This is a genomic window from Polaromonas hydrogenivorans (genome assembly GCF_040105105.1).
GTDB lineage: Bacteria > Pseudomonadota > Gammaproteobacteria > Burkholderiales > Burkholderiaceae_C > Polaromonas > Polaromonas hydrogenivorans.
This window is the reverse complement of the sequence record NZ_CP157679.1, coordinates 58,811-71,030: the sequence shown is the minus strand read 5'-3', so window position 1 is coordinate 71,030 and position 12,220 is coordinate 58,811. Positions and strand designations below refer to the sequence as shown.

General features: G+C 61.8%; 8 protein-coding genes, 1 pseudogene and 1 riboswitch. Of the genes and pseudogenes, 4 read left to right on the top strand and 5 right to left on the bottom strand.

Features of this window, described 5'->3' with window-relative positions; genetic code table 11:
* Positions 1–8: 8 nt before the first annotated feature.
* From ABLV49_RS25155 to ABLV49_RS25145, 3 genes are all read right to left on the bottom strand, one after another.
* Complete coding sequence (locus ABLV49_RS25155) at positions 9–2,105, bottom strand: hydantoinase/oxoprolinase family protein (RefSeq protein ID WP_349283318.1); 2,097 nt, start codon at positions 2,103–2,105, stop codon at positions 9–11.
* Between the two features lie 73 nt (positions 2,106–2,178).
* Entirely contained in the window at positions 2,179–2,895 is a 717-nt protein-coding gene (locus tag ABLV49_RS25150; protein ID WP_349283316.1) for an isochorismatase family protein, read from the bottom strand.
* A 468-nt stretch (positions 2,896–3,363) separates the two neighbouring features.
* Positions 3,364–4,266, bottom strand: coding sequence for a LysR family transcriptional regulator (locus ABLV49_RS25145; protein ID WP_349283314.1), 903 nt, complete (start codon positions 4,264–4,266; stop codon positions 3,364–3,366).
* Between the two features lie 124 nt (positions 4,267–4,390).
* Between ABLV49_RS25145 and ABLV49_RS25140 the strand changes: the two genes are divergently transcribed.
* On the top strand, positions 4,391–5,368 hold the full coding sequence (locus ABLV49_RS25140; RefSeq protein ID WP_349283313.1) for a tripartite tricarboxylate transporter substrate binding protein: 978 nt from the start codon (positions 4,391–4,393) through the stop codon (positions 5,366–5,368).
* Positions 5,369–5,387: 19 nt separating this feature from the next.
* Positions 5,388–6,560, top strand: coding sequence for a M20 aminoacylase family protein (locus ABLV49_RS25135; RefSeq protein WP_349283311.1), 1,173 nt, complete (start codon positions 5,388–5,390; stop codon positions 6,558–6,560).
* Positions 6,561–6,701: 141 nt separating this feature from the next.
* Here the strand turns inward: ABLV49_RS25135 and ABLV49_RS25130 are convergent, their stop codons facing one another.
* Entirely contained in the window at positions 6,702–7,034 is a 333-nt protein-coding gene (locus tag ABLV49_RS25130) for a hypothetical protein (RefSeq protein ID WP_349283309.1), read from the bottom strand.
* A 69-nt stretch (positions 7,035–7,103) separates the two neighbouring features.
* Positions 7,104–7,197, top strand: a riboswitch (glycine riboswitch).
* 166 nt (positions 7,198–7,363) lie between these two features.
* On the opposite strand from ABLV49_RS25130, the gene ABLV49_RS25125 reads away from it, so the two are divergent.
* On the top strand, positions 7,364–8,635 hold the full coding sequence (locus tag ABLV49_RS25125; protein ID WP_349283308.1) for a D-amino acid dehydrogenase: 1,272 nt from the start codon (positions 7,364–7,366) through the stop codon (positions 8,633–8,635).
* Between the two features lie 139 nt (positions 8,636–8,774).
* A pseudogene (locus ABLV49_RS25120) lies at positions 8,775–9,095 on the top strand (MFS transporter); the annotation flags it as partial.
* Between the two features lie 55 nt (positions 9,096–9,150).
* On the opposite strand, the gene ABLV49_RS25115 reads toward ABLV49_RS25120, so the two are convergent.
* A complete protein-coding gene (locus ABLV49_RS25115; protein ID WP_349283306.1) occupies positions 9,151–12,114 on the bottom strand; it encodes a Tn3 family transposase in 2,964 nt (987 codons plus the stop codon).
* Positions 12,115–12,220 lie beyond the last annotated feature (106 nt).

Genomic DNA, 12,220 nt, shown 5'->3' with positions numbered 1-12,220 from the left:
GTTCTCCTTCATGCGGTAATGCGATTGATCTTCAGCGTGCCACTGATGCCCACGCGCGCCACGTATCCGGGTGGCACCAGCGTGGTGGAGTCATGCTGGATGAGGATGGCCGGGCCGGCAACTTCATGGCCAGACTTGAGCCGAGGCCTGGCATAGCGAGGCGTGGCGTAGGTCTTGCCGTCGTCAAAGGTGGTCGGGCGTTCGTACATCAGCGCCGGGCTGATATCGCTGGTGGTTGCAACCTCGATATCGGGCCAGCGCAGCCGCGGCGTCTTGGCAGTGCCGACGATGCGCACGGTGACGATTTCAACGTCCACGTCACTGAAGGCCCAGCCATAGTCGCGCCGGTGCTGTTCATGAAAGTTTTGCTTCACCGCGTCGAGGTTCTCCAACGTCAACGGACCATCGGGAATGTCGGCGCGCAATTCAAAACCCTGGCCGTGGTAGCGGCATTCGGCGATGCGCTGATAGCTTTGCTTGTCGGCCGGCACACCATCGGCCTGCAGGCTGTCCTGACAAAATCTCGTTAGTTCATCAATGGCGCAGTTAACGCGGTCCAGCGATGCCTGCTGTACGTTCTTAAGCACCAGCAGCACGGAGCGCGCAAACTCGTACTGCATATCGGTTTCAAGTAGGCCAATGGCGGCAGTAATGCCGGGCGCCGGTGGCACCAGCACTTCCTTGGCAGACACCGCCTCAGCCAGAGCCACGCCATTCAAGGGCCCGGCGCCGCCATAGGCGGCCAGCGAGAACTCGCGCGGGTCGTATCCCTTTGCCACAGAGTTGGCACGAATAGTCAGCGACATGTTCGAATTCAGGATGCGGATAATGCCCAGCGCTGCCTGTTCTACAGTGATGTTTAGGGGCTCTGATATGTGGGTGCGTATGGCCTGGCGTGCGAGTTCGGCGTCAATCGCCAGATCGCCGCCCAAGAAATGGTCCGGGTCCAGCCGGCCCAGAACCACCTGCGCATCGGTCACGGTAGGCTCGGTGCCGCCTCGGCCGTAGCAGGCGGGACCGGGAGCAGCGCCAGCGGAGCGCGGACCGACCCGGAATGCGCCACCCTCGTCAATATAGGCAATAGAGCCGCCACCCGCACCCATAGTGACCACGTCAATCATCGGCGACAACACTGGGTAAGCGCCCACATAGGTGTCCCGGGGGTTCATGACTTTGACCTGCCCGTCCGGAATGGTGCTGAAGTCCGCCGAGGTGCCGCCGATGTCCACGGTGATGATGTTGGGGGTGTCCGATATCTCACCCAGCCAGCGCCCGCCCATGACGCCGCCGGCCAAGCCAGACATCAGAATGGTCACCGCCTCGCGCGAGCATTTGTCCACAGTGGACACGCCACCATTGCTTTGCATGATGCGCAGATGCGGACTGAGTCCGGCGCTGCCGAGCTTACGCTCCAGGTTGCGCAGGTAGTGCGAGGTCTTGGGGCCGACAAAGGCGTTCATGGCCGTCGTCGAAAAACGTTCGTATTCCCGCATGACGTTGGCGATCTCGGAGGAGCACGACACATAGGCGTCGGGCATGACCTCGCGCACGATGGCCTTGGCGCGCTGCTCGTGCGCGTCATTCAGAAACGAATACATAAAGCAAATGATGACCGAGTAAATGCCGCGCGACTTCAGGCACTCAGCGGCTGCACGGACTTCGTTCTCGTCGAGGGCTTGGTCAATGGTGCCCGATGGCGGCAACAGGCGCTCGGTGATTGGGATGCGGTTGCGCCGCTTGACCAGTGGCTTCGATTGCCATGGCACATCAAATTGCAGCGAAAAATTGTGTGGGCGCTTGTGGCGCCCGATGTGCAGAATATCGCGAAAGCCGCGTGTGGTCAGCATGCCGACCTCGGCCCCATTGTGTTCAATCGTGATGTTGGTGGCCACCGTGGTGCCATGCACAATCATGCGAACGTCACTAGGCGAGATGCCGGCGATGTTGCAGATCTCCAGCACGCCTTTGAGCACGCCCTCAGACTGGTCTGCCGGTGTGCTTGCCACTTTGTGGAGAAAGACTGCTTTGCCTTCTCCGTTCTTGTCCTCTGCCTCAAGGACCAAGTCGGTAAACGTACCCCCGACATCTACGCCTATTCGTGCCATCTGTTTCTCTCCAATTTTTTGTCACAGGTGCGGCATAGATGCCGCACCTTACTGCTATCCGTCTTGGGTTTCCTCAGGCAGCCTGCTTCTCGCCAGCCATCTTGGCCTGGCCGATGCGGTCCAGGTACTGCAGACAGGTCTCGGTGGTCTCGACATCGCCAAACTTCGCGTCAATGTCAAAAAGATTCCACAAGACGGCGCCCGGGACGCGGTCGCCAATGGCTTCCTTGACCGCAATGGTTCTGAATCCATCGGCGAGGCCATCGCAAATAGTCTCGCGCACGCAGGCCGATGCGGTCACGCCGGTCACCAAAATGGTATCGACTCCTGCAGCACGCAAGAAGCCGGCCAGGTAAGTGCCGTGAAAGGCACTGGCGCGCTTTTTGATCAACAGCTGCTCGCCCTCAATGGGCGCAATACGCGAGTCGATCGCCCACAGCTCCGGGTTGCTTTCGGCCACCACGTCCACCGGGATCTTGTTGTGCCACAAACCCATGTCGGTGTGCGGATTGCTGCGGTCTGTGATCTGGTAGCAGGTGGTGACATGAACGACGGGAAAGTCGTACTTGCGAAAGCTCTTCAGCAGGGACTGCATGGACGGAATGATCTGGTCATCGACGTGTTCGCAGGTGAACGGATTGCCCGGACGGGTCCATGCATTGGCCAAGTCGACGCTGATCAGCGCGGGCTTGTTGCCAAAGCCTACGCGACGCTGAAAGCCCCGTTCCTTATAACGGCGCGTAGCCTCTTCGAAGGCGGCTTCCAGCGCTTGCTCAAGTTGTGTGGACATGAATTGCTCCTATGTTTTCGGGGGTTGAATGGTGTTTTTATTCGGTTCATTTCGAACTTCGAACCACGCAACTTTAGGAGTTTGTATGAATAAATTGATATTAAATAAATAATTTTTAATATCAAAATTTACATGATTCACATCGTGAGGATACTAGTCTTACAGTGTCATAAATTCAGGCGCTGAATGACTGGTGGGAAGGTAAGGACACCCGGATCAGGATTTATTCAACAAAGTGGGTTCCTTGTCGTCATTAAGCCGCTTCGGTTGTCCAGCCAAACCCAGAGCATCAGGCCATGCTTGAGTGGTGTGGTGGTGCATTCGAACCCAGAGCGTTTGATCTGTTTGATGCACAGCAGCGGCTCGACCAAATCAAGCTCTGATCGCCAACTTCGTCAAGTACGGGATTCACCGTGCTATTACATATTTCTCAGGCGCCGGCCAGGAAAAAGACAATTTTCTCGCGCCTCAGTCGCGCAACCGCTCGGCCACGAACTGGCGAAACAAACCCATTGACGGCGCCTCAGTGCGCCTGACCAGCGTGACGAACGCAAAGCGCGCGCCGCTGGTCAAGGCCGGCTCGGTCACCAGTTCGGCGAGCTGCCCCGCCTCGATACCGGTGCGCGCGGCAGCCAGGATGCCGAGGTAGATCGCGTCCGAGGCCTTGACCGTCTCGATCAGACTGGTGATGTCGTCGCAGCGCAAGCTCACGGCCTGCTGCGGATCGGCCCGCAGCCCGAAGAGGTTGACCAGGATATGCGCGATTTCCGCACTCAGTGGTACTGAGGCCAGCGGGTAGCGCAGGATGTCGTCAAAAAACATGGGCTTGCCAGTCTTGAGCAAAGGGTGGCCCGTGCGGCAGACAAAGCCGGTGCGCAGTTCGCCTATGATTTCGATGGTCAGGTCGGGGGCCGGGGCGATGCGGCGCACGTCGATCACCAGCGCGTCGAGCGAGCGCTGGCGCAGCTGCATCAGCTGCAACTCGGTCGCGCCGGGCGACATGCTGACATGCACGCCCGGATGGTACCTAGCCATGTGAATCAGGAACGGCGTCATCAGCATCGCCCCCGGTCCGGAACCCAGGCCGATGCGGATGGTGCCCAGGTCGCCTTGCTTGAGCAACTCGGCACTGCGGCGCAGCTCGGCCGCCTCGAACACCATGCGCCGGGCGCGCACGGCCACGGCCTGGCCCAGCGGCGTGAGTTCATTGCGCTTGCCCGTGCGGTCGATCAGGCGCGCGCCCAGGTCATCTTCCAGGGTCTGGATGCTGCGGCTCAGGGCTGACTGCGTGAGGTGCTGCTGCTCGGCGGCGCGGCTAAACGAGCCGGTGTCGGCCACGGCCAGCAGGTGTTCCAGGTGTTTGAGGTTCATGAGGGCGGTACTTGAATGAGTAATATGAATAGTAATCACAAAAACAATGCATTGGACACATTGATTTGGGGTCTTTAGCATTCAGGCGGTGCATCACTCCACGTTCTTTCCAAGGAAACACCCCATGAACGCATTCAAGACATTTGGCGCCCTGCTGGCTGGCGTGCTGCTGGTTACCGGCGCCATCGCCCAGACCTACCCGACCAAGCCGGTCAACCTGATGGTTCCCTATCCCGCGGGCGGCCCGTCCGATTCGATTGCGCGCATCTTCACCGTGCCGCTGGGCAAGGCGCTGGGCCAGCCGGTGATCGTGGAAAACCTGGGCGGCGTCGCCGGTGCGCTGGCCGCGCAAAAGGTGCTGGCCGCGCCCGCTGACGGCTACTACTTGTTCCAGGGTTCGCCGAACGAGGTGATCCTGTCGCCGCTGGCCAACGCGGCCGTCAAGCTCAAGACCGAGGACTTTCGCCTGGTGGCGCCGGTGGCGGAGTCGGTCATGGTGTTTGTCGTGCGCAAGGACCTGCCGGTCAACACTATTGATGAGTTGATCGCGCTGGCGCGCAAGTCGGCCGACAAGCCGCTGAGCTACGGCAGCGTGGGGATTGGTTCGCTCTACCACCTGATCCTCGAGAATGCGCAAAAAGTTGCCGGCGTCACCCTGACGCATGTGCCCTACAAGGGCAATGCGCCTTTGCTGCAGGACATCGGCGGCGGGCAGGTCGATTTTGCCGTGCTGGTGTACAGCGCCGGCATGGGCGCGCTGGCAGAGCAAGGCCGGCTCAAGGTGATCGGCCAGCTCGGCGCGCAGCGCTCCGAGTTGCTCAAGAACGTGCCCACCGCCAGCGAAGGCAAGGAGCTGAAAAACTTCGTGTACAAGATCTGGAGCGGCCTGATGGTGCCAAAAAACACGCCTGAAAACGTGGTTCAACAGCTGCACAAAGCAATCGGCGTGACGCTGCAGGACCCGGCCGTGCGCTCGCAGCTGGCCGGGCAAGCCTCGCAGGTGTCGCCGCCGATGTCGCTGGCCGAGTCAGGCAAGTTCTTCGAGGCCGAGACCGCGCGCTACCGCGCCATCGCCAAGTTGATCAACCTGCAACCGCAGTGAACCGCCTTCGGATTTACCCATGAATACACTTCTTGAAGAACTTCACGCGCAGGCCGATGCGTTCATCAGCCTGCGGCGCGACATCCACCGCCACCCCGAATTGGCGTTCGACGAGCATCGCACCTCGGCCCTGGTGGCCGAAAAGCTCCAAAGCTGGGGCTATGCGGTTGAACGCGGCCTGGGCGGCACCGGCGTGGTGGGTCAATTGGTGCGCGGCGACGGCCAGCGCCGGCTCGGGCTGCGCGCCGACATGGACGCGCTGCCGATTCACGAAGCCACCGGCTTGCCGCACGCCAGCTGCCATGCCGGCGTGATGCATGCCTGCGGCCACGACGGCCACACCGCCATGCTGCTGGCCGCCGCGCAGCACCTGGCCGAGCAGGGTGACTTTTCCGGCACACTGAACCTGATCTTCCAACCGGCCGAGGAAGGCGGCGGCGGCGCCCTACGGATGATGGACGACGGCCTGTTCGACCAATACCCCTGCGACGCAATCTTCGCGATGCACAACATGCCCGGCGTTCCCCAGGGCCGGCTGGTGCTGCGCGAAGGCGCGGCCATGGCCTCGTCCGACTACGCCACCGTCACGCTCACGGGCGTGGGCGGCCATGGCGCCATGCCGCACCGCGCGGTGGACCCCGTCGTGGCCGCTGCCAGCATCGTGATGGCGCTGCAGACCGTCGTCTCGCGCAACATCGACCCGCTGCAGATGGCCGTGGTCACTGTGGGCGCGCTGCACGCCGGCCAGGCCAACAACGTGATTCCGCAAAGCGCGACGCTGGAGATCAGCGTGCGTGCGCTCGACCGCGAAGTTCGCAGCAAGCTCGAGCAGCGTATCAAGGCGCTGATCACCGCGCAGGCCGAAAGCTTTGAGGTCACGGCGCAGATCGACTGGCGGCCCGGCTACGCGGTGCTGGTCAATACGCCCGTGGAAACCGCCTTCGCCCGCGAGATCGCTCTGGAACTGGTCGGCGCTGAGCAGGTGACCTTGCAGGGCCCGGCCTTGCCTGCGAGTGAAGATTTCGCCTTCATGCTCGAGCGCGTGCCCGGCAGTTACCTGTTCATCGGCAACGGCGATGGCGACAGCGCCGGCGCCTGCATGGTGCACAACCCCGGCTACGACTTCAACGACGCGAACCTGCCCATCGGCGCTGCCTACTGGGCGCTGCTGGCGCAACGCTTTCTGGTCTAAGCCCGCCGCAGTGGCTTGAAAGAACGGCGCCCGAGGGCGCCGTTCTTGTTGGTGTGCTTAGCATGGGCGCCTTTGGTTCTGTCGATGACCTGGCCAGCCACGCACCACGAAGGTTGTTCACCGACAGGAAAGGGCATGGATTTAGGGCGGTCTCATGATGAGAAATAAAAATAAAGCACAGACACCGCGCGTCAAGGAAGCAGCCCAAGTCCTTGCGCGGCTTGATCGTGCATGCGGGTTTTTCAGGACCTGCTGGCCGCTGCCGAACAAGGCCATGAACGCCACCACGAAGGTGCATAGGGCCAACGCGCGGCCCGCTTCCTTGCACAATGCCCATGCAAGCAAATTATCCGCATGATGGACGGGACCCGTCAGCGTCGTGTCCCGACCTGCCTTGATATTTGCCACAATGAAATCATTGGCGCACTGTTTTTTTCTGTCGCTGCCCTGAAAGCGTGCACAGTATTGCGTCAATGACGGTATTAACAGGAAAAATTCATGGCACGCTTTGTGCTTTAATGAAAGAGTCTTTGGCCTTGTGCCAAGAACTGATCGGGAGAGACCGCTGGCATGCTCCAGCGGCGCCGAAGGAGCAACCGCCCCGGAAACTCTCAGGCAAAAGGACCGATCGGATCATAGAACTCTGAAGAGCTGCCGCACTTTGTCAGTCGGCACACCGCAGGAGCAAGCGCATCCCACCCGCAGTGGGGGGCGTGAATCTCTCAGGTCAAAACAGAGGGGGCGTGCGTTGCGCATGGTGCGCAGCGTGCCACGTCGCCACGACCTGTTGGAAGCCTGTCATCATGAAATCAATCGCAGTCATCGGCGGGGGCATCACCGGTGTCACCACCGCCTATGCCCTGGCCAAGCGCGGCTTTGCCGTCACCTTGTTCGAGAAACACCGCTATGCGGCCATGGAAACGTCGTTTGCCAACGGCGGCCAGCTGTCGGCGTCCAACGCCGAGGTCTGGAACCACTGGTCGACCATCGTCAAGGGCCTGAAGTGGATGCTCAAAGGCGATGCCCCGCTGCTGGTCAACCCCAAGCCCAGCTGGCACAAGCTGTCGTGGTTTGCCGAATTCATTGGCAACATGGCGAACTACCGGCAAAACACCATCGAGACCACCCGCCTGGCCGTGGCGGCGCGCGAGCACCTGTTTGCCTGGGCCGAGGCCGAAGGCGTGGACTTCGACCTGAAAAAGCACGGCATCCTCCATATCTACCGCGACAAGAAAGGCTTTGACCACGCCGGGGAAGTGTCAAAACTGCTGGCCGCCGGCGGCCTGGCGCGCCGGGCGGTCACGCCGGCCGAGATGCGCGCCATCGAACCGACGCTGGCCGGCGCTTACTACGGCGGCTACTTCACCGAGAGCGACGCCACCGGCGACATTCACAAGTTCACCGTCGGCCTGGCCGCGGCCATCGCGCGCCTGGGCGTGCACTGCCTGTACGGGCAGGACGTGCTGTCCCTGCGCAGCGACGGTAAGACTGCCAGCGTCACCGTGGACGGGAGTGAGGGCCCCAGGACCCACCGCTTCGATGGCCTGGTGGTATGCGCTGGCGTGACCAGCCGCGACTTTGCCGCCCAGCTCGGTGACCGTGTCAACATCTATCCGGTCAAGGGGTATTCAATCACCGTCAACCTGCCCGACGCGCAAAGCCAGCAGGCCGCCCCCACCGTGAGCCTGCTCGATGACGAAACCAAGCTGGTCACCAGCCGCCTGGGGCTCGATCGCCTGCGCGTGGCCGGCACGGCCGAGTTCAACGGCTGCAACAAGGACATCCGGGCCGACCGCATCAAGCCCTTGGTCGACTGGGTCAACCAGTGCTTTCCTGGCGTGAGCACGCAGCAGGTGGTGCCCTGGGCCGGCCTGCGCCCGATGATGCCCAACATGATGCCGCGCGTGGGGCGCGGGCGCCGTGCCAATGTATTTTACAACACCGGCCATGGTCACCTCGGCTGGACGCTGTCAGCCGTCACCGCCGACATGGTCTCTACCGTGATCGTGCAAGCCTGTGGTGCACACGCTCCCGCCGCTGGCGTGCCATCGGGCCTGCAGTCCCAGCCTTCCTGAGGCTTGACTTTCCTGAGGCTTGACCGCCTCAGCCCACTTTTCCTGCTTCTCCCACCTCAGCCGCCCCGGCCCCTACAGCCGAGGCGCAGCCCTGTCACGCCGCCCTGGCCGAATTTTCACCTCAACACGAGAAATCTCCATGACCACCATCACCTTTCCTGCCGCCGATTCCGCAGGGGTCCGGCACCGCCAGCATCGCGCACTAGAGGCCGGGCCGCCGGCCATCTCCAAGCGCATCGTCGCCGCCACCGTCGCGGGCAATGCGCTGGAGTTCTATGACTTCGTCACCTATGCGTTTTTCGCGGTCTACATCGGCCGGGCCTTTTTCCCGGCTTCGACACCCCTGGGCAGCCTGCTGCTGTCGGTGGCCGTCTTCGGCGTGGGCTTCGTGTCGCGGCCACTGGGCGGCGTGCTGATCGGCGCCTACGCCGACCGCGCGGGCCGCAAACCGGCCATGCTGAGGGTCGGCCGGGATTCGGACGGAATCCGGCGTTTTTTGACGTAACCGATTGATTTCAAATAAGAATCGTCTCGAACTGCATGGGTGGCACCTGCCGCTCCAGGTCCAAAGAGTAATCGCCAAATCGATTGATGTGCTCGATCCGGTAGGGCGCCAGGCCGCCAAGGACAGCCGCGTTAACGACAAATCCCTCGGCCTGAATCTCCTTGAGCACCCGGGTCATCGCCTCCACGTTGTGCAGGATGACCAGGTTGGCCACCAGCTGGTTGTACTTGATGACCTTGCGTTGCTCGTGCCGCACGTTCTGGGCAATGACGCCCTCGCCGCCAAAGAACAGCCACTTGGTGAACTGGTTGAACTCCTCGCTCTTGCAGGTGGCCGCGTGAATCGTGCGGCGCAGCTCCACGTCCCCGATGTAGTCCAGCAGGAACTGGGTTCGAACGACCCGCCCGAGCTCGCGAAAGGCAAAGTAGAGCTTGTTCTTACGGCTGGCCGTGCCCAGGCGGCGCAGCAGTGCCGAAGGCGTAATCTTTCCCGCCTTGATCGACAAGGCGACGCGCAGCATGTCCGGCAGGTGGGTTGAAATCAGCGACCAGTCGATGCTTTCGCCAAACAGCGCGTCGATGTGCCGGTAGCGGGTTTTCTTGTCGGGCCGGAAGAACACCAGCTTTTTGAGCTGGCGAATCCTGGGCATCAGCCGGATGCCCAGCAGATAGGCCAGGCCGAAGGCCGGCGTGCTCTGCGCGTGGGTGTCGCCATGCACCGTATCGGGCTGCACGTCGGACTCGTTCTTGATGAGCCCATCGAGAATGTAGACCGCCTCGTAGACGCCGCAGGGAATGAAGTGGCTGAACAGCGCGATGTACCTGTCCGAGACATGGTAGTAGCCGATGCCGCCGTAGCCACCGTAGCGGATGTGGCTTTCAGCCAGCAGATTTTGCTCGTACAGGTTCCACTGGGTGCCGTCGGCGGAAGCAGTCTCGCCGCTTCCCCAGTATTTGGGCAACAGGAACTTGTTGTAGGCGTTGATGACCTGCACCAAGGCTTTTTCCAGCCGCTCCTCGGTCATGTGGTGCAAATTCAGCCAGGCGACCTGCTTGCGGCTCAGATCCTTGACCGACCGGGCCGTTTGCGTGGGGCCCAGGTTGCACCCGTAGCAAAACAGCGTGGTGACAAACCGCAGCCTGGGATTGTCGATCTTGCCTTCAAAGCCGGACAAGGGGCCAAACAGCTTGTGCAGATCGAGCCAGCGCTCACCTTCGACCAGGATGTCCAGAATGTTCTTCGGTGCCAGCCGGGCGGCGAGCTGTTGATCCACCCGCAACAACGCGGCAGACGCGGCTTCTTTCGAATGCCTGCGGATGACCAGCTCCTCTCCGACAAAGGCGGCATGCTCATTGTCGGGAAAGGCGCCATCGACCCGCTCGGCCGTGTCCATCAAACGCTGCCTGAGCTGCGCGACGAAAGCGCCCGCCTCTGTCGGCAACGCCAGCATGGCGCCGTAGTCGGCCACCTGAGACTCGAACGTGTCCCAGCCGATGAGTTGTTCGCGGTAGTCACCGTACTGTTCGCTGTGGCGGACATACAGGTCACCGGACTGGAGCTCGCGCGTCACTTCCGAGAGCACGCACAATTCAAAATACTTGCGGTGAACGCTGGCAGGCTTGCCTTGTTCGTTTTCCTGAACGACGATTCGCCGCCATTTGTCCGGCAGCCATTGCAGGCCGAGCGCTGCCTCGTCCACGGGCAAGTGCTCTTTATGGCTGCTGCGGTGCTGCAGCACAAAGGCAATCGCCTGCACCAGCGTCTGGTCGCTGTGCGTCGAGGCCAGTGCCAAGAGGCTCAAGCAGTTGAGCAGCAGCGGGCGCTGCGCCTGGTAGGACGCCATCATGAAGGGAAAGTAATTGTCGGCGGCGTAAGCCATGTGCTCGTCGCATTGCGCCAGCAACTGTGCCGACTCGCCCTCGATGGCGCTGGCGATTCGCCCGCCGCGCTCGGCATCCATGGCACCCGCCTCGAAGGCCTTGAGCACGTCGCGCAGCGTGGCGATGAGTTTTTCCGCCCGCAGGCGATGCTCGGTGAAATAGCGCTCCAGTTGCTCGGCGCCCGTGGCGTGCAGCTTTCGCACTTTGCGCAGCAAAATGTCCGCGGCATCGTCCAGCGCCTGGCGCAATTGGGCATGAATCAGCACCACGGCCAGCGCGTAGCGCTTGGCCGGTTTGGTCGCCTTGATGTCCGCCGCGTCCAGCGCGCGCGCCTCAAGCACGTACTGATGGAGTTTTGGCGCCGCAATGTGGTCGATGGCCGGAAGGCGGGCCACCCAGGCCTTCAGCCATGCGAGGTGCTCCAGATAGGCCCGCACTTCAGGGTTCGTCGGTTTTTTGGGCTCGCGTTTGAGCCTGAGCCAGCCCGATGTGGCCCCAGCGTTGACCATGAACAAGTCGTCGATTTCATGTTTGAGCGCTGGCGATAGCGCGGCAGACAGCATGCTGAACGACTCGTCATTGACTTGCGCGCGAATGCGGCGCGCCGTGCGGAACAAGGTACTGAATCCTGGCAGCTCGAAACGCTGCCGGACCAGCTGCTCGATCACCACGTTGATGATGTCGGCCAGTTCGTGCTTGGTCTGGGCCGCTTCCCGGGCCGCCGATTCGATGACGCCGGTGGTGGCGCCAGTGACAGCCTGAATGCCGAGGAACCGGCGCACCTGTTCGAGCAGGCGCTGGCGCTCGCTGTCCAGATCGAAATCGCGCATTTCGATCTTCGCCAGAGGTTTCGTCGCCAGGCAAGTGGCGATATGGGCAACAATGCTGGGCGGAACCTCGGCCAGCTTGACGAAGTAGCCCAGACGCTGCGCCGTCTTGACGAGAACCAATACGGCCAGACGGCCCCGGACCGTGCGGCCCTGACGACGGGCGAAGGCCTGTTCCTCTTGGGAGGGCGTGTAGACGTCGGCGAGTTCGCGCGGTGTGATCTCGGGCTTGAAGCGAGGGTAGGCGGTTTCGTGAATGCTGCTCACGGCGTGTGCCGGGTAGCAAAATCGCCAAGCAGCATGTGCATCATCCCATTTAACCTATACTTTATTTGGACCGATATTCTGCCACGACAGCATGCGCTCTGGCGGG